This is a genomic window from Inconstantimicrobium porci (assembly GCF_009696465.1).
Classification (GTDB): Bacteria; Bacillota; Clostridia; order Clostridiales; family Clostridiaceae; genus Inconstantimicrobium; species Inconstantimicrobium porci.
Map to the genome: position 1 here is coordinate 83106 of NZ_VULX01000001.1, position 16873 is coordinate 99978.

Below are 16873 nucleotides of genomic sequence, written 5' to 3' on the forward strand. Positions count from 1 at the left end.
ATGGGAGTATATAGTCAGTATATAGACACAGACAGCATTGAAAGTATCAGACTTAACAGCAATGAGGTTTATATGGATTTAGATTATGATTTAAAACAGAAGCTAAAGAAGTCTTTAAGTAATCTGGAGTTTAACAGATATCCATCAAATGATATGAGTGAAATAAAAAAGTTATATGCAGATTATGCAGATGTAAAGCCAGAAAACATTATTGTCTGTAATGGTTCAGATGAATCACTAGATATAATTATAGGAAGCATCATCAATGATAATAAAAAAGTCTTAACCTTATCACCTGATTTTGTGATGTATGATTTCTTTACAAATATGTTCAAAGGCAAGCTTGTTAAATATGATGTGGGTACAAAGATGAGTTTTAATATGGATGAGTTTATAGCACTTGGCAAAAGTGAGGATGTGGATCTTATTGTCTTTTCTAATCCTAATAATCCTACAGGCATGGCTGTAAACTTAGCTGATATCTTAAAACTTTTAAATGAGTTCAAGGACAAAACAGTAATAATTGATGAAGCTTATTATGAATTTAATGGTGAGACTGTACTTCCTTATATTAATGAATTTAAGAATCTTATAGTAACAAGAACTTTATCTAAAGCATGGGGACTAGCTGCACTTAGAATGGGCTTTTTAATTTCAAATGAAGACAATATAAATAAGTTTATGGAAAGTAAAGTGCCTTACACAGTAAGCAGCTTTTCTAAGATGGCTGCAGAAATAGTACTTCAGGATAAGCAAAGACCAATAAGAAATGCTGAGATAATAGTAAGTGAGAGAAAGTCGTTATATGAGAATTTGAAGAAAATAGAAAATGCATCTCATGGCAGTGTAGTATTTTATGAATCAAAGTCAAATTATATTTATGGTAGAACTGAAAATAAAGAAAGAATGCTTCAATCACTTGCAGAAAATAATATTTATATCAGAAATTTTGATGGCAGTGCATTCAGGATAACTGTAGGTTCTTCGGAGCAGAATGAAAAACTGCTGGCAGTACTTAATAACGTATTTTAGGAGGCTTTATTATGGAGAAGCGAGTATCTGAAAAGATAAGAAACACTAAGGAAACAAAGATTAAGGTTAAGATTGATCTTGATGGAAGCGGTAAAAGTAATATATGCACAGGAATTGGCTTTTTTGACCACATGCTTGATCTTTTTGCATTTCACAGCAAATGTGATTTGCAGGTAAAAGCAGATGGTGATCTTAATGTATGCGACCACCACACTATTGAGGATATAGGTATTACATTAGGACTTGCTGTTAAGGAAGCTCTTTCAGATAAAGTCGGAATAAACAGGTATGGAACTTTTCATGTGCCTATGGATGAAACTCTTGCTTTTGCTTCTCTTGATATCAGCAACAGACCATATCTAGTATTTGACTGTGACTTTAAAAGAGAAAAAGTAGGAGAGATGTCAACTGAGATGACAGAAGAATTCTTCAGGTCATTTGCTTTTAATGCAGGCATCACACTTCATCTTAAAGTCCTTTATGGCAGCAATGATCATCACAAAATAGAAGCGTTATTCAAAGCTTTCGGACATGCCTTTAAAGAAGCAAAACATGTAAATGAAGAAAACGGACTACCATCTACTAAGGGAACTCTTAATTTATAAATTATATATTTAGGATAAACAGAGGCAGTCAGATAAGTTGATATTTGACGTTGTGCTAAATACGTCAATTATCATTAATGAAGTGAAAGTTTTAACTATTTATATATAAACGATAGGAGGGCGTTTTATGGTAGTAATAATTGATTATGAAATGGGGAATTTGAAGAGTGTTAGTAATGCTCTTAATCATCTTGGTATTGAAAACAAGATATCAGACGATGAAGATGATATTAAATCTGCAGATGCATTGATTCTACCGGGTGTAGGTGCTTTTCCTGATGCCATGGAAACTATAAATAAGAAGGGTATTGATGTAATTATAAAAGAAGAAGCGGTAAAAGGTAAGATGATTCTTGGTATATGTCTTGGTATGCAACTTTTATTTGAAAAAAGCTATGAGAAGGTCGAAAAAGAAGGGCTTGGACTTTTAAAGGGCAGCATAGTTAAGATGATTGATGATAAAGAACACAATATAAAGATACCTCACATTGGGTGGAACAGTCTTGCATACAACAGAAAGCATAAAATAATTGATGGCGTTGATGAGGGCAGCTTTGTATATTTTGTACATTCTTATTGTGCAGCGGGTTACGATAGTGGAGATTTAATTGCTTATAGTGAATATGGTGAAAATAAGATTCCTGGTATTGTGGCGCATAAAAACGTCATTGGTATTCAGTTTCACCCTGAAAAGAGTGGTGAATGTGGTCTTAAAATGCTTAAGAATTTTGGGGAGATGATTAAATGATTATTTTACCAGCAATTGATATTATAGATGGAAAACCAGTAAGGCTTTATCAGGGTGATTATTCAAAGAAGGAAATTGTAGCTGATGATATTTTTAAGACAGCTTTATCTTTTGAAAGCGATGGGGCAGAGTTTCTTCATCTTGTTGATCTTGATGGTGCTAAGACTGGCAGCAGAGTTAATCATGAACTTGTAATCAAGCTTGCGCAGGCTTTAAAAATTCCAATGGAGCTTGGAGGTGGTATCAGGGATTTTGAAACAATAAAGTATCTTCTTGATAATGGTGTTGCAAGAGTGATACTTGGTACAGCTGCGGTTGAAGATGAGAAGCTGTTAATAAAAGCAATTGATACATATGGTGGTAAGATTGCAGTTGGTATAGATGTCAGAGATGGCAGAGTAAGAACTAGGGGCTGGCTTGAGAATAGCAAAGCTAATTATATAGATTTTGCAAAGCATATGGAATCTGTAGGTGTTAAAAATATCATAGTTACTGATATCAGTAGGGACGGAACTCTTAAGGGACCTAATGTTGAGATGCTGAAAAAGCTTAAGAAATATGTTCAAATTAATATTACAGCATCAGGCGGAGTAAGCAGTATATATGATATTAAAACTTTAAACAGCATTGATTTATATGGAGCTATTACAGGAAAGGCTGTTTATGCTGGGACACTTTCCTTAAAAGAAGCTATAGATATTTCAAAGTAAGGGGTGATTTATATGCATACAAAAAGAATTATTCCCTGCCTTGATGTAAAAGAAGGACGAGTGGTTAAAGGTATTAATTTTAAAGGGCTTGTTGATGTAGGCAATCCTGTAGATCTTGCAGAGTTTTATTACAAGCAGGGAGCAGATGAACTTGTATTTCTTGATATTACAGCCACTCATGAAAAAAGAGACATTATGGAGTCAGTAGTGAAAAGCGTGGCAGAAAAAATTTTTATTCCTTTTACAGTAGGCGGAGGTCTTAGAACTATTGATGATATTAGAAAGATTTTAAGAGCAGGAGCTGATAAGGTAAGTCTTAATTCAGCTGCTGTAAGAGATAAGAATCTTATTAGAGAAGGAGCATATTATTTTGGAAACCAGTGCATAGTGCTGGCTGCTGATGCAAAGAAGAGGGATGATAGGACTGGCTGGAATGTAGTTATTGAAGGCGGTAGAAAAGATACAGGCATTGACCTTTTAAAATGGGTAGAAGAGGCTGTGTCACTAGGTGCAGGAGAAATACTTCTGACTTCAATGGATGCAGATGGTACGAAAAAAGGTTTTGATATAGAACTTACTAATGCTGTAAGCAATATTACTAACGTACCGGTTATTGCATCAGGGGGCTGCGGCTGTTTAGAAGATTTCTGTGATGTTTTTAAAGATGATACTGCAGATGCAGCTTTGGCAGCTTCACTTTTCCATTATGGAGAACTTACTGTGGGACAGGTTAAGGAATACCTTAAGAAAAGAAATATTCCTGTAAGAGTTTAAGTGGAGATGATGAGAGGTTTGACTATAGATGAAAAGATTGAACTAGTGGATTTTGAAAAAGGAAATGGTCTTGTGCCAGCAATAGTTCAGGATTATGAGAGCATGGAAGTACTTATGCTTGCATATATGAATAAGGAAAGTTTACGTAAAACGCTTGACGGAGATACTACATGGTTTTACAGCAGATCAAGAAAAGAACTGTGGAACAAAGGAGCCACTTCAGGACACTTTCAATATATAAAGAATATAAAGATTGACTGTGATAATGACACAATTTTAATTCTTGTTGAGCAGATAGGAGCAGCATGCCATACAGGAAATAAGAGCTGCTTCTACAGAGAACTGTAAGTTAAGCTCACAGGTAAGCGAATGAATTTTAACCGAAAGTGTTCACTATTAACTGTTCGTTATTCACTAAATTATAAGGAGGTATTGTTATGAATGAAGATTTAAAAGATTTATATAAGGTTATTTTAGATAGAAAAGTAAACAAGGTTGATGGTTCTTATACAAACTATCTTTTTGAAAAAGGCATTGATAAGATTTTAAAGAAGGTTGGAGAGGAATGTACAGAGGTAGTTATAAGCTGCAAAGAAGATAACAAGACTGAGCAGGTAAATGAAATCTGCGATCTTGTATATCATGTCCTTGTACTTATGGCTGAAAAGGGGATAACTATTGATGATGTTTCAGAGGAGCTTGCTAATAGAAGCAGAAAAATAGGTAACTTTAAAGGAGAAAGAAAGCCGATTACTAATGTTTAAGTATTTTTAGTGATTATTCAAAAAATGCTCCCTGGTAAGTAAAGATGCAGCAGGTTATTCTGCTGCATTTTTTGTTTTATGAATATATATATATGAGATTAATAACATTTTTTGCAGGCAGATAAGCCTCTGCTTTCGGCTTCAGTCAGTGAAACCTGATAAGCAGTTTTAGAATTACCACAGTTTGCGTGGCTGTGATACTTTTTGCCTGTTGCAGTTATATATACTTTTGCTCCTATGTTATCTGTGTTTACAGTACTGCTCTTTGGTACACTTCTTGAAGATGAAGAAGTTTCACCTGATGAGGAAGATGCACTTCTGCTTGCTGATTCACTAGCTATACGAGCTTCTTGGGCTTTTTGGGGCAATACGTTCTTCTTCAGCCTTTTTAGCTTTCTCATTATCTTTTTTAGTTATGATTTGAGTGCTTTTTCTAACAGTTTCTGCATGATTTACAGTTTTGTTTTTGTCGTCGTAATTTGTAGCAGCAGCTATGATTAAAAGAGCGGCAGCAGCAATTACTCAAGGCTTTTTGTAAAATGGCTTTTTCTTTTTACTGTCTGCAGTTGAGTAAGCATTACTTAGTTCAATTTGATTTTCCACTTTTTTGTGCTTAAAAGAAAAAATCTTTTCTTTAAATACTGAATTTTGATCCCATATTTTATGTCTTCCCTATAAGTATGTAATTGGTTATTGAAACCTACCTTGCTAATTATAGCAAAATATTATATTTTGGCAATAAAAAACTAATTATATTTTTGTTGAAAAAACATCTTTATTTTGATAGGATATAAGAATATTGTTTTAAACTATGAAGATAAAAAATATGGATTACTTAGGAGGTTTTATGAAAATAGGATTTGATCACAAAAAGTATCTTGAAGAGCAGTCTAAATTTATTCTTGAAAGAGTAAATAATTATGACAAGTTATATCTTGAATTTGGAGGAAAGCTTTTATTTGATAAGCATGCTGCTAGATGCCTTCCTGGATTTGATGAAAACGCAAAGATAAAACTTCTTCACAAACTTAAGGATAAGGCTGAAATAATAATCTGTGTTTATGCAGGAGATATCGAAAGAAATAAGATCAGAGGAGATTTCGGTATAACTTATGACATGGATGTTTTAAGACTTATTGATGACCTTAGAGCTTATGATCTTGATGTTAACAGTGTTGTTATTACAAGATATGATGAACAGCCTTCAGCTGAAATATTTATAAACAAACTTGAAAGAAGAGGTATCAAGGTTTATAAACATAAATCTACAAAGGGTTATCCTACAGATGTGGATACAATAGTAAGTGATGAAGGATATGGAAAGAATCCATATATAGAAACAACTAAGCCAATAGTTGTTGTTACTGCACCAGGACCAGGAAGCGGAAAGCTTGCTACTTGTCTTAGCCAGCTATATCATGAATTTAAGAGAGGAAATGTGGCTGGATACTCTAAGTTTGAAACTTTCCCAGTATGGAATGTGCCACTAAAGCATCCTTTAAATATAGCTTATGAAGCTGCGACAGTTGACCTTAAGGATGTTAACATGATAGATCCATTCCATATGGAAGCATACAACCAGATTGCAGTTAACTACAACCGTGATGTTGAAAGTTTTCCGGTTTTGAAGAGAATAATCGAAAAGATAACAGGAAAAGAAGCTGTATACAAATCTCCAACAGATATGGGAGTTAACAGAGTAGGATTTGGAATAATAGATGACGAAGTGGTTAAAGAAGCTTCAAGACAAGAAATAATCAGACGTTATTTTAAAACAAGCTGTGATTACAAGAAGGGATACTGTGATAAGGAAACTGCAGATAGAGCAAAACTTATTATGGATGAACTTGAACTTAAGGAAAGTGACAGAGTAGTAGTTGAACCTGCTAGAAAATATGCTGCTAAGCTTAATGAAGGCAATGATACAAATAAGCTTTGTTCAGTAATAGCTCTTGAACTTGAAAATGGAACAATAGTAACTGGAAGAAGTTCTGACATTATGGATGCATCTGCAGCACTTATACTAAATTCAGCAAAAAGTCTTGCAGGTATTGCTGATGATTTACATCTTATATCACCAATGGTTTTAGATCAGATTCTAAAACTTAAGAAAGAAACTTTAGGCTACAGAGCATCAGGACTTAACAGCCAGGAAATACTTATAGCTTTAAGTATTTGTGCGGCAACAAATCCAGCTGCACAGGCTGCTCTTGATAAAATAGTATGTCTTAAGAATTGTCAGGCTCATTCAACAACTATATTGCCTTCAAGCGATGAAGATACATTCAGAAAGCTTGCTGTGGATATAACTTGTGATGATGTATATCAAACAGAAAGCTTATTCTATGGAAACTAATAAAAGTATATAATGTTTTTGGAAAAACTCAGAATATAATTCTGAGTTTTTTTAAAAATAACTCAATAAATTAAAAGCTTAAATTTATAAAAATAGTATTTATTGTTAGTACATTTTTGATTATTATGGTAAAATCAATGTATATAAATAATAATATTATTTGGGAGGGGATCTTTTATGAGAAGAAAAGTAATTTCATTATGCTTATCTATCTTATTTGTTGCAACAATATTTGCAGGATGTTCGTCAGTGAAGAATTCAGCGGCTACTTCGAATAATAAGGCTCAGACTCAGCAGAATGAAGAAAATAAAGAAACAGATAAAAATAATAATAGCAGTGAATCAGAAAAGAAAGATGCTGAGAAAAATGATAATACATCTGCTTCTAAGCAACAGAACAAAACTGAGGATAATATAAATATCAATTCATTTGCAGTTAATGGTAGCTATACAACATCATCTTTAAGCAATGACCTTGGTGAAAATATAAAGTACTTAAAGGGAAATGGTACTGCATATCAGGTTATTGGTTCAACTGGTAAAGGCAATTTCGTTAGAGTATTTAATATAAAAAATGATGGTATTTACGAAGTGTTTTCTGAAGATATAGAAGATTCAAAGGCTGGTCAGTTATCTTCTCTTAATTATCTTGACAAGAGGGGAAGTAAGCAAACACTTGTATTAAAGGCTCCTGTTAAAGTGGGTACAAGATGGGATAATAAAGAAATAGTAGAAATAGGTAAGAATCTTAAGGTGGATGGCATTACTTACAAAGGCAACTATGCTAAGGTTTGGGAAAGAAAAAGCGACAGCACAACAAAGGTATCATATTATTGTGAAGGCTATGGATGTGTAAAGTATAATGTTATTCAAGATAAAGCCACAGTTTCATACTTTAAATATTCTAAAATAAAATAGAATATTTTTCAAAAATGGGGAAATGGGAAATGAAGGATAGAAAAGTATTAATAGTATTAGTTTTATTTATGATACTTTTTGTGATGTTTATGAAATCGGGTCTTAGTAGTACTAATAAATATAGCACAAAAATAGAGGCAAACAATGCTAAAATTATGAATGATAAATGGAAGTATAAATCGGAAAATATTACTCTTCCTACGAATGTTAATGCACCTGTTAATACAGAAGTAGAGATAAACCGTTATCTTCCTCATATTTTAGGTGATAATGAGTATTTGTGTGTTATTACTGCTGAACAGGCAATTGATGTTTATATAGACAAGGTTCTCATTTATAAATGTGGATATGATGGAGAGAATAACCTAATTGATCTTCCTGGTGACATATACAATATAATTAATCTGCCCGAACGAGCAGTTGGTAAGAAAATTATTATAAAGTATAGAACAAAATACGCAAAACATTCAGGTGAGATAAATGAAATATTCTATGGTACGAAAGGGGATATTATATTAAATATTTTTAAGCATAGTGCTTTTAGACTCTTAATGATTTTATTCATTAATGTAATAGCTTTGATTTGTTTAATATTTTGTATTCTAAATAGAAGAAAGAAAAAAGCAAAAAAATATATATATTTGGTAGTATTTTGTATAATGATTTCGTTATGGATGTTTTTGGAGTCAGGATTAACTCAGTTTTTTTATTATGATCAGCATGTAGTAAAGGTTGCAGCTTATTTTTGCATAATGCTTGCCCCTATACCTATAAATTTATTTCTTAAGAATATTGTTGGTGAAAAAAAATATGGAAACTGTAAGATATTTCTGTACCTATACATAGTTGATTTTATAATTAACTTTATATGGGTTGTTTTAAGAAAGAGTCTTGTAAATGCTACAACGATATTCACGCATTTTACGATAACTGTAAACTGCTTTGCTGCATTTTATGTAATGATTACTAATATAACAAAAAAGAATGACCACTATAGTAAATATGCTTTAATATGTATGTCACCTATTTTAGTTGCAACAGTTTTAGAAGTTTTAAAATATTATAATAAGAAATTTATATTTGATACAGCAAGAATATTCGTTATAGGAATTGCATTTTCTGGTATATTCCTTATTTCATTAATTCTGTTTAATTTTATAAGTATTTATAAAAAGGCTAAGGAGACCAGGATGCTAAATATACTAGCTTATCAGGATGCCATAACAAAAGGCAAAAATAGGACAGCGTTTTATAGGGATATTAATTCTATTACTGGTAATGATATGAATGAATTATTATGTATAATGATTCTAGATATGAATAATCTAAAATATGTTAATGATAAATATGGGCATATTGCAGGTGATAATGCTATAAGATTATGTTATGAATGTATTAAGAGTTGCCTGCATGAATTTGGTACATGCTATAGAATTGGAGGAGATGAATTTACATGCATTTTCACAAACTGCAGTGAACTGCTCATACAGGAATTTTTAGAAAAATTTAAGGAAAAGGTTAACTATTACAACAAAGAGGTAGAATATAACTTTAATGTTGCTTATGGATATTCATTTTATAATAAAGAAATAGATGAAAATCTTCTGGATACATTTAATAGGGCTGACAAACTTATGTATCTAAAGAAAAAAATAATGAAGGAAACAACAGAAAATTATAGTTTGTAGAAGGGAACATACTTTCTGCAAACTTTTTTTTATGTTATAATTACTATGCAAATTTAAGAAGGAGGATATTAAGATGAAGAGATATTTAAATGATGTATCACATAAATTTTTAGCAGTAATTATTATTTTCATATTATCTATGTCTTTTATATCATGTGGATCGATTGATGATGTTAAGAGTTTTACTGGAAAACTTGACTCATCAGTATCAGGAGAAAACTCTTTGGCAGCTTCATCTAAGGATGGTCTTGCTGTACATTACATAGATGTTGGACAAGCAGATAGCATATTAATTACACAGGGTAATTCTTCAATGCTGATTGATGGCGGTAACAATGATGATTATAAACTAGTTAGTGAATATATTGAGAAGCAGGGAATTAAGAAGCTTGATTACATTGTTGGAACTCATGCACACGAAGACCATATAGGAGGGCTTGATTATATAATTAATTCATTTAATGTAGGAAAGATATATTTTCCAAAGCAGACTGCAAGCACAAAGACTTATAAAGACTTCGTGAATTCGGTAAAGAATAAGAATATGAAATTTACTCTGCCTGTAGCAGGACAGTCTTTTAAACTTGGAGAAGCAGAATGTACAATTCTTGCTCCTAATTCAGGAAACTATGATGATGCTAATGAATACTCAATAGTTATTAAAATTACATACAAAAATAACTCATTCTTATTTACAGGTGATGCAAGCAGTATAAGTGAAAAAGAAATGCTTAGCAAAGGATATGATTTAAAGTCTGATGTACTAAAAGTAGGTCATCATGGATCAAGAAGTTCAACAACAACAGAATTTTTAAAAACTGTAAATCCTAAGTATGCAGTTGTCAGCTGTGGTAAAGACAATGATTATGGCCATCCAACTGAAACTGTAATTAACAGACTTAAGAAAGCATCAATTCCTGTTTATAGAACAGATGAAAGCGGTACAATTGTTGCAAAGTCAAATGGTACAGATATTATATTCAATGTTCAGCCGGGAAGCTACAAACCAGGAACAAAAAAGAAATCATAAGAACTGTTATTTGATTAGATTAATAACAGCAGATAATTAGGGCTATAGATTAATTTTGTAAATCAACTAATAGTGAATAGATAACAACGAATAACGAAGGACAAAATTCATATGCTGCGCTTATGAATTTAATATGTTGATAAACTTATTAGCATAAGATTCCTTTTTAGAAACTCACGCAACGCTGAATTTTATCCTTAACTATTCGTTGTTTGCTATTAGTTATTCACTTATCTGTCTGTTTATTCAAAAAAATAATAAATTAATTAACAACTATTTTAGTGCTGCATATATACCTTATGAATAATTAAATAAGGAGTGTGTAGTATGATTAAAAATAGATGTCCGTTCTGCGGATCTAAAAGAGTTAAAGAAATAAGATATGGTAGTGAAGGAAGAGATACGAAACGATATTGTTGTGTGCCTCAATATATATTTGACAACATTAATCGTGATTTCTACTGCTATCAATGCAGGCATATTTATAGTACCGATGATTTAAAAAGGAAAGCAGAGTACGATAAAGAAAAGGAAAAAAGTAAAGTGATTTTATGCGTGATGTTTAAATAAAGAGGGTTTGAATAATGGCATAATATTAAGAGCAAGTTGCGTGTTTGTATAGCCACTTTCAGATTATAGATTTAAACATGAATATTTTACAAATTTATAATCATATCGATAAATGGAAAGTTGGATAGTATTATGAAAGCAGAATGAAGAATGATGAATTAAGGAAGGAATCGGTTCGCTTCGCTTACTGATTTCTAAATTATAATGGAGGTTTTACCTCCAAACCTCTTATTTTCTATCTAAAGAGATTTTAAGAGGAATTTGTCCTCTTATTTTGAAACTCCCACTGGGGAGTTTCATCCATAATTCATCATTCTGAATTCTTAACTCAGCGTTATACTATCAAATAAGGATTATACATTAGAAGAAAAGAACAGGAGTAATAAACTAATGAATAGACAAAGAGATAAACAGATTAATTTTAGGCTGAGCAGTGATGAACTTGAAATTTTTAATAAGAATGTTGAAAAATCAAAGCTTAAGAAAAGTGAATATTTAAGAAGATGCATTTTAGAAAAGGAAATAATCGTTATTGACGACCTTAAAGAACTCGTTATGGAAATGAAAATATTAAGCAGTAATATGAGTAATATGCTGAGCAGCACAGATAATAAATCTGAAGTTAAAGAGCTTATGGCCATGAAGCAGGAGTTAAATGCTGTCTGGAAAGAAGTTGTGAAGTCGCTTAGGAGGGTTAATGACTAATGGCGATAATTAAGAGGATTTCATCTAAGGCAAAGGTGGATAAGATTATCCAATACCTTATTAATGAAGAAAAAACAGAAGAAAACCTTGTAACTGCTAAGAACTGCAATGCTGATAATGTTGTTATGGAATTTGAAGTTACTAAGGAGATTTACAACAAGAATAATGGTGTTATGTATCATCACGTAATTCAAAGTTTTGCACCAGGTGATAGTATTACACCGAAGAAGGCACATAGTCTAGGAGTAGAATTATCAATAAGTGAGTTTAAAGATTACGAAGTATTTATTGTAACACATAAAGATAAGGCACATATACATAATCACCTTGTAATCAACAGTGTTAGTTTTGTTAATGGCATCAAATATAATGCTACGAATAAGAGCTTGTGGGATTTAAAACGCAAAAGTAATGAAATCTGTCTACGGGAAGGATTAACCGTGCTTGATCTTGAAAAAAGAGCTGATAAAAGAATAACTGATGCAGAAAAGAACATACTCGATAGAGGAGATATGTCATGGAAGGAAAAAATAAGGACATGCATTGATTTATCAAGGTCAAAGTCAATAACTGAAGATGAATTTATCACAGTTTTAAATGATGAATATAATATAGATACAGTTGTTACAGAAAATAATATTACATATAAAGATAACGATAGTGGCAATATCGTAAGAGGAAAAAGACTGGGAAAGGCATACGAAGATTTAATGGCAGATGCCTAATGAATGGGAAATTAGCATCGCAATGCTTACTAATTTCATAATCTTAAATGGAGGCAAATCCTCCAAACCTCCTTTAACTGATATTTGTATTACATTTGTAAGTAATTTTTTCGTGCTATAACATGGTGGAATAATATCTACCATGTTTTTTTTAAGCTAAATAATTCAAATAAAAATTGACATCGTATACTAATGAAGATATAATAATTGTTAATTAATAATAGTTATTGTTTAAAGATAAAGGAGATTTATATATGGATCAAACAGCACTATTCAGTTTAACATATGGAATGTATATATTAGGAACAGAATTTGATGGCAAAATTAATGCCTGCATAGTTAATACTGTGAGTCAGGTGACACAGGAGCCTGTAAGAGTCAGTGTTAATGTAATAAAGAATAACTATACAGCAGAACTTATAAACAAATCAAAGAAATTTTCAGTATCAGTATTATCAAGAAACGCCAGTCTTGATACTGTAATGAACTTTGGATATTCAAGTGGAAGAGATAGAAATAAATTTGAAAACATGAGTTATGATACAGATGTGCAGGGATGCCCGATTATCAGAACTGGATGTAATGCGGTAATTTCATGTAAAGTATTTGAAACTATAGATTTGGGAACTCATTATATGTTTATAGCAGATGTAGTGGACTGTGAAAAAACAAATAATGATGATTCTATGACATATGGTGATTATAGAGATATTAAAGCAGGTAAGCAGATTGATAGTAAATCAGAAGAAAAGAAAGAAATGTATGAATGTTCAATATGCCATTATATATATGATGGTGAAACTTCATTTGATGAACTTCCAGATGATTATGTATGCCCAGTATGCGGACAGCCAAAATCAGTTTTTTATAAAATATAATATGACAAACACATAGGTTTGGAGGTGTGCTCCAAAAAAATAGGAATTCATGAGACATCTGCTCATGAATTCCTTCTTTCTATTATGCATTATGCACTTTGAATTATTATAGTGCTACTGCAGTATCTAGAGCTATTTTCATCATGTCTGTGAAAGTAGTCTGTCTTTCTTCGGCAGTAGTAGCTTCACCTGTTACCATTGAGTCACTTATTGTTAAGATAGTAAGTGCATTTACTTTGAATTTTGCAGCTATTGTATATAAAGCTGAAGTTTCCATTTCTATTGCTAGACAGCCGTATTCTGCCCATATTTTCCATGCATCTTTTTTATCGTTGTAGAAGTTGTCTGAAGTGAAGATAGTTCCAACCTTTGGTGTTATGTTATGTGATACTGATGTATCATATGCAGTTTTTAATAGGTTGAATGATGCAGTTGGTGCATAATCCATACCGTCAAATCTGTTTTTGTTTACTGATGAATCTGTACATGAACTCATAGCTATTACTATGTCTCTTACTTTAACATCTTCCTGCATTGAACCGGCAGTTCCAACTCTTATAAGGTTTTTTACGCCATATTCAGAAATAAGTTCTGTTGAATATATTGAAATTGAAGGAACACCCATACCTGTTCCCTGAACTGAAATTCTTCTTCCTTTGTATGTGCCAGTAAATCCATACATTCCACGTACTTCATTATAGCATTTAACATCTTCTAAAAAGTTATTCGCTATAAATTTTGCTCTTAAAGGATCTCCTGGAAGAAGTACTGTTTCTGCGATATCACCTTTTTTTGCTCCTATATGTGTACTCATTAATAAGTCTCCTTTCAAATCAAAACATATATTACTATAATATACTAAATTAAATTAAAAGAATAGTAATAATTTAATGGTATAATAGATATGAAATCAGATATAATGATTTTATATTATAAATTTTAGAAATAATGATCGGTTATCAATGATCATTCATCGATGAAGGATAAAACTCTATAGGAGTTTCGGAAAAAAGAGAACACATTTCTCTTTAAAACTCTTTGGATTAATAAGTACAGTGGCTTGGAGGTGCCCTCCATTAAGATTTAGTAATCCGTTTGCGTATTACATCCTTAATTATACATTATACAATATAAATTATTCATTGATTATAAGGGAGTGAGATAGATGATTCAGTTAGTGAAGAAGACACTGCTTGAAGATAAACCTGATTATGAAGATCCTACTGAAAATGTAGCGAAGCTTACAGAAAAGGAAATGGCTGAGCTTGGAATAAAGAGTTGTAGGCAGACAGGTAAATGCAACTGTAGATGCAAGAATAAGCAATGTTGATTTAGAACATAGATTATAAAAAATTGGAATAGTGCTTGGGGTTCAGCTTAGGCTGAGTTCCAGTCAAGGCATAAGCGAAGATGATACAAAAAGAGCAGACTCAGTAATATGAAGTCTGCTCTTTTGTTATTGATAAATATCTTAGTATATTATTCGTTATCGTTATGTGTAAGTTCAATAACTTCCATATCATCTGGCATTATTACGTTGCATTTGCAGAAGTAATCAGCTTCAGCACAGTAATATGTTTTTCTGTTGGCAACGTCATTATCCATTGTATGTATGATTATGAGGTTCTTAGCGTTCAGCATTTCTGCATTCTCGCTGCATTCCTTTACTGTGGAATGGTGTTTCTCATATGGCGAAAATATTTCTCTTTCTTCATAAAGGCAGAAAGCTTCATGCATTAGGAAATCACAGTTTTCTGCATATTGTTTAAGTATTTCTCTGTAAGGTTCATCGCCCAGGAAACATAATGAAACATTATCTTCTGTAATTAGTTTAAATCCATATTGAAGGCATTTTGTACTATGTATATCAAAAAAAGTCACTTCATTATTTAATATATTCAAAGTCATATTGTCTTCTACCGGGAAAAATTTAATTCTTTCATCAAAATGCTTTGTGAATTTATTCCCAAGTGTAAGAGTACATATAGTTCTGCATGCCTCAATGACTGATTTTTCTCCGTAGATTGTAAATATGCCTTGATAGTTTCCTTTGTTCATCTGAACAGCAATAGAACGAATAATCCAGCTTATACCTGTTATATGGTCATTATGTGTATGTGATACAAATAATGATCTGATGTTTAATACAGATATATTCATTGCTTTAAGGTTGTTTAATATAGTGTTTCCACCGCCAGTATCTATAAGAAAATGTTCTCCATCATTGTTGCTGATTGTAAAGCAGGTGTTAAAACAGTTTGTTACCATGGCACAGCCCGTTCCTAAAATATTAATTCTGCTCATATATCCTCCTAAAATTGTATGCCTTTGTCAGGAAAATCCGAAAAAGTCATCTATATTAATATGTAAATTATACAATAATAAATGTAATATGTCACCAAATTGAAAAAATATAGAGAAAATATGAAAAAATATTTTTTTTATTATTTAAAATAATGTATACTATAAATGTTAACTTGATAATATGTCAAAATTATAAGTATTGTTACATAAATTTGAAATGACTAGGAGGTGTGTTTGATATGAGACGAACTAGTATTTTTAGTAGCGAATATGAGAAAAAGAAAAGAAGAAAAAGAAGACGTATAGCTATTGTGGTTACATTAGTATTATTGATTGCCGCAGGTGGAGCATTGTATGGGTCTGGTAAACTTAATAATGTAAGCCTTAAGAATATATTTACTTTCAAGAAAAACGACTCAGACTCAAAAACTTCAACTATTGTAAAAAAAGAAGAAGCTAAAAAAGAAGAAGCTAAGGAAACAAAGGCTGAAAATGAAACAAAGTATATTGATGTTACTTTATCATCAGGTACGAAGGTCAAGGCTGTTTATGCAGAGGAGAATGGAACAAAGAAGTTCACTCTTGTTGAAGGACTGTCAGACGGAAGTACATTTGACATAAATAAATCAGGCAGTCAGGTTATAATAAATGACGCTTCTTCACAGGAAATTAAGATTTATAATTTAAATGGTGAAGAAAAGAATATTACAAAAGCTAATTATGTAACTAAATCTGGACAGAGTTTCAGCAAAGATACTATAATGAAGCAGTATCCAGGATATATCTGGGGTCTTAATGCGAAGTTTCTTGATGATACTCATGTTGTTTATATAAGCCAGCTTCCATGGTTTGGAAAAGCTGATCTTGATACTTATGTATGGATTATGGATTTAAATTCCGGAGTATATCAGACTGTATGGGCAGCAAAAGGCAAGGCAGTAAAGATTGAAACTTTAAACGATAAAGGCATTACTGTTGATATTGATGGTAGTAAGAAAACTGTTACATCAGATGGAAATGTATTTTAAATTAATGTTTGTAATAAAGTTTTAAAGTATGTTATAAT

The 16873-nt window shown here is 31.8% G+C and carries 20 protein-coding genes; 17 read left to right on the forward strand and 3 right to left on the reverse strand.

The window, feature by feature from the left end; translation table 11 throughout:
• From FYJ33_RS00425 to hisE, 7 genes are all read left to right on the forward strand, one after another.
• On the forward strand, positions 1 to 1032 hold the full coding sequence (locus FYJ33_RS00425) for a pyridoxal phosphate-dependent aminotransferase (protein ID WP_154529797.1): 1032 nt from the start codon (positions 1 to 3) through the stop codon (positions 1030 to 1032).
• 11 nt (positions 1033 to 1043) lie between these two features.
• The gene (gene hisB / locus FYJ33_RS00430) at positions 1044 to 1637 is read left to right on the forward strand and encodes an imidazoleglycerol-phosphate dehydratase HisB (RefSeq protein WP_154529798.1); all 594 of its coding nucleotides are present in this window, start codon (positions 1044 to 1046) and stop codon (positions 1635 to 1637) included.
• A 127-nt stretch (positions 1638 to 1764) separates the two neighbouring features.
• Positions 1765 to 2385 (forward strand): imidazole glycerol phosphate synthase subunit HisH, encoded by a 621-nt coding sequence (gene hisH / locus FYJ33_RS00435; protein WP_154529799.1) that lies wholly within the window; start codon positions 1765 to 1767, stop codon positions 2383 to 2385.
• The gene (gene hisA, locus FYJ33_RS00440) at positions 2382 to 3095 is read left to right on the forward strand and encodes a 1-(5-phosphoribosyl)-5-[(5-phosphoribosylamino)methylideneamino]imidazole-4-carboxamide isomerase (protein WP_154529800.1); all 714 of its coding nucleotides are present in this window, start codon (positions 2382 to 2384) and stop codon (positions 3093 to 3095) included. The genes hisH and hisA overlap by 4 nt, the downstream gene beginning before the upstream one ends.
• Before the next feature lie 12 nt (positions 3096 to 3107).
• Positions 3108 to 3869, forward strand: a complete 762-nt coding sequence (gene hisF / locus FYJ33_RS00445) for an imidazole glycerol phosphate synthase subunit HisF (protein WP_154529801.1) — start codon at positions 3108 to 3110, stop codon at positions 3867 to 3869.
• Positions 3870 to 3878: 9 nt separating this feature from the next.
• Positions 3879 to 4217: a phosphoribosyl-AMP cyclohydrolase gene (gene hisI / locus FYJ33_RS00450; RefSeq protein ID WP_407717532.1), complete on the forward strand. Its 339-nt coding sequence runs from the start codon at positions 3879 to 3881 to the stop codon at positions 4215 to 4217.
• Between the two features lie 83 nt (positions 4218 to 4300).
• Positions 4301 to 4633: a phosphoribosyl-ATP diphosphatase gene (hisE, locus tag FYJ33_RS00455; protein ID WP_277643846.1), complete on the forward strand. Its 333-nt coding sequence runs from the start codon at positions 4301 to 4303 to the stop codon at positions 4631 to 4633.
• 98 nt (positions 4634 to 4731) lie between these two features.
• On the opposite strand, the gene FYJ33_RS00460 is transcribed toward hisE, so the two are convergent.
• Positions 4732 to 5034, reverse strand: coding sequence for a hypothetical protein (locus tag FYJ33_RS00460; protein ID WP_154529803.1), 303 nt, complete (start codon positions 5032 to 5034; stop codon positions 4732 to 4734).
• A 446-nt stretch (positions 5035 to 5480) separates the two neighbouring features.
• Between FYJ33_RS00460 and FYJ33_RS00465 the strand changes: the two genes are divergently transcribed.
• The 8 genes from FYJ33_RS00465 to FYJ33_RS00500 all read left to right on the forward strand — a co-directional run bounded on the left by FYJ33_RS00465 (position 5481) and on the right by FYJ33_RS00500 (position 13503).
• Positions 5481 to 6989, forward strand: coding sequence for a DUF1846 domain-containing protein (locus tag FYJ33_RS00465; RefSeq protein WP_154529804.1), 1509 nt, complete (start codon positions 5481 to 5483; stop codon positions 6987 to 6989).
• Between the two features lie 177 nt (positions 6990 to 7166).
• The gene (locus FYJ33_RS00470) at positions 7167 to 7907 is read left to right on the forward strand and encodes a hypothetical protein (RefSeq protein ID WP_154529805.1); all 741 of its coding nucleotides are present in this window, start codon (positions 7167 to 7169) and stop codon (positions 7905 to 7907) included.
• A gap of 29 nt (positions 7908 to 7936) precedes the next feature.
• Positions 7937 to 9595 carry a sensor domain-containing diguanylate cyclase gene (locus FYJ33_RS00475; protein ID WP_206046575.1) on the forward strand — a complete coding sequence of 553 codons (1659 nt, stop codon included), beginning with the start codon at positions 7937 to 7939 and terminating at the stop codon, positions 9593 to 9595.
• A gap of 73 nt (positions 9596 to 9668) precedes the next feature.
• Positions 9669 to 10625 (forward strand): ComEC/Rec2 family competence protein, encoded by a 957-nt coding sequence (locus FYJ33_RS00480; protein ID WP_235900735.1) that lies wholly within the window; start codon positions 9669 to 9671, stop codon positions 10623 to 10625.
• Positions 10626 to 10952: 327 nt separating this feature from the next.
• Positions 10953 to 11195 carry a hypothetical protein gene (locus FYJ33_RS00485; RefSeq protein ID WP_154529807.1) on the forward strand — a complete coding sequence of 81 codons (243 nt, stop codon included), beginning with the start codon at positions 10953 to 10955 and terminating at the stop codon, positions 11193 to 11195.
• A 390-nt stretch (positions 11196 to 11585) separates the two neighbouring features.
• Positions 11586 to 11900, forward strand: coding sequence for a plasmid mobilization protein (locus FYJ33_RS00490; RefSeq protein ID WP_154529808.1), 315 nt, complete (start codon positions 11586 to 11588; stop codon positions 11898 to 11900).
• Positions 11900 to 12625 carry a relaxase/mobilization nuclease domain-containing protein gene (locus FYJ33_RS00495; RefSeq protein ID WP_154529809.1) on the forward strand — a complete coding sequence of 242 codons (726 nt, stop codon included), beginning with the start codon at positions 11900 to 11902 and terminating at the stop codon, positions 12623 to 12625. Before FYJ33_RS00490 ends, FYJ33_RS00495 begins: the two co-directional genes overlap by 1 nt.
• Positions 12626 to 12879: 254 nt before the next feature.
• Positions 12880 to 13503, forward strand: a complete 624-nt coding sequence (locus FYJ33_RS00500; RefSeq protein ID WP_154529810.1) for a flavin reductase — start codon at positions 12880 to 12882, stop codon at positions 13501 to 13503.
• Positions 13504 to 13609: 106 nt separating this feature from the next.
• On the opposite strand, the gene deoD is transcribed toward FYJ33_RS00500, so the two are convergent.
• The gene (gene deoD / locus FYJ33_RS00505; RefSeq protein ID WP_154529811.1) at positions 13610 to 14317 is read right to left on the reverse strand and encodes a purine-nucleoside phosphorylase; all 708 of its coding nucleotides are present in this window, start codon (positions 14315 to 14317) and stop codon (positions 13610 to 13612) included.
• 351 nt (positions 14318 to 14668) lie between these two features.
• On the opposite strand from deoD, the gene FYJ33_RS00510 reads away from it, so the two are divergent.
• Positions 14669 to 14833, forward strand: a complete 165-nt coding sequence (locus FYJ33_RS00510; protein WP_154529812.1) for a hypothetical protein — start codon at positions 14669 to 14671, stop codon at positions 14831 to 14833.
• Between the two features lie 149 nt (positions 14834 to 14982).
• On the opposite strand, the gene FYJ33_RS00515 is transcribed toward FYJ33_RS00510, so the two are convergent.
• Positions 14983 to 15807: an MBL fold metallo-hydrolase gene (locus tag FYJ33_RS00515; RefSeq protein WP_154529813.1), complete on the reverse strand. Its 825-nt coding sequence runs from the start codon at positions 15805 to 15807 to the stop codon at positions 14983 to 14985.
• A 239-nt stretch (positions 15808 to 16046) separates the two neighbouring features.
• On the opposite strand from FYJ33_RS00515, the gene FYJ33_RS00520 reads away from it, so the two are divergent.
• Positions 16047 to 16835, forward strand: coding sequence for a hypothetical protein (locus tag FYJ33_RS00520; RefSeq protein ID WP_154529814.1), 789 nt, complete (start codon positions 16047 to 16049; stop codon positions 16833 to 16835).
• Positions 16836 to 16873 lie beyond the last annotated feature (38 nt).

What these genes read in the sequence shown, in the direction of transcription:
- hisF (WP_154529801.1), top strand. Translation starts at nt 3,108, where the DNA reads ATGCATACAAAAAGAATTATTCCCTGCCTTGATGTAAAAGAAGGACGA.
- FYJ33_RS00460 (WP_154529803.1), bottom strand. Translation starts at nt 5,034, where the DNA reads ATGAGAAAGCTAAAAAGGCTGAAGAAGAACGTATTGCCCCAAAAAGCC.
- hisI (WP_407717532.1), top strand. Translation starts at nt 3,879, where the DNA reads ATGAGAGGTTTGACTATAGATGAAAAGATTGAACTAGTGGATTTTGAA.
- FYJ33_RS00465 (WP_154529804.1), top strand. Translation starts at nt 5,481, where the DNA reads ATGAAAATAGGATTTGATCACAAAAAGTATCTTGAAGAGCAGTCTAAA.
- FYJ33_RS00500 (WP_154529810.1), top strand. Translation starts at nt 12,880, where the DNA reads ATGGATCAAACAGCACTATTCAGTTTAACATATGGAATGTATATATTA.
- FYJ33_RS00515 (WP_154529813.1), bottom strand. Translation starts at nt 15,807, where the DNA reads ATGAGCAGAATTAATATTTTAGGAACGGGCTGTGCCATGGTAACAAAC.
- FYJ33_RS00470 (WP_154529805.1), top strand. Translation starts at nt 7,167, where the DNA reads ATGAGAAGAAAAGTAATTTCATTATGCTTATCTATCTTATTTGTTGCA.
- FYJ33_RS00485 (WP_154529807.1), top strand. Translation starts at nt 10,953, where the DNA reads ATGATTAAAAATAGATGTCCGTTCTGCGGATCTAAAAGAGTTAAAGAA.
- FYJ33_RS00495 (WP_154529809.1), top strand. Translation starts at nt 11,900, where the DNA reads ATGGCGATAATTAAGAGGATTTCATCTAAGGCAAAGGTGGATAAGATT.
- FYJ33_RS00475 (WP_206046575.1), top strand. Translation starts at nt 7,937, where the DNA reads ATGAAGGATAGAAAAGTATTAATAGTATTAGTTTTATTTATGATACTT.
- deoD (WP_154529811.1), bottom strand. Translation starts at nt 14,317, where the DNA reads ATGAGTACACATATAGGAGCAAAAAAAGGTGATATCGCAGAAACAGTA.
- hisA (WP_154529800.1), top strand. Translation starts at nt 2,382, where the DNA reads ATGATTATTTTACCAGCAATTGATATTATAGATGGAAAACCAGTAAGG.
- FYJ33_RS00490 (WP_154529808.1), top strand. Translation starts at nt 11,586, where the DNA reads ATGAATAGACAAAGAGATAAACAGATTAATTTTAGGCTGAGCAGTGAT.
- FYJ33_RS00425 (WP_154529797.1), top strand. Translation starts at nt 1, where the DNA reads ATGGGAGTATATAGTCAGTATATAGACACAGACAGCATTGAAAGTATC.
- FYJ33_RS00480 (WP_235900735.1), top strand. Translation starts at nt 9,669, where the DNA reads ATGAAGAGATATTTAAATGATGTATCACATAAATTTTTAGCAGTAATT.
- FYJ33_RS00520 (WP_154529814.1), top strand. Translation starts at nt 16,047, where the DNA reads ATGAGACGAACTAGTATTTTTAGTAGCGAATATGAGAAAAAGAAAAGA.
- FYJ33_RS00510 (WP_154529812.1), top strand. Translation starts at nt 14,669, where the DNA reads ATGATTCAGTTAGTGAAGAAGACACTGCTTGAAGATAAACCTGATTAT.
- hisB (WP_154529798.1), top strand. Translation starts at nt 1,044, where the DNA reads ATGGAGAAGCGAGTATCTGAAAAGATAAGAAACACTAAGGAAACAAAG.
- hisH (WP_154529799.1), top strand. Translation starts at nt 1,765, where the DNA reads ATGGTAGTAATAATTGATTATGAAATGGGGAATTTGAAGAGTGTTAGT.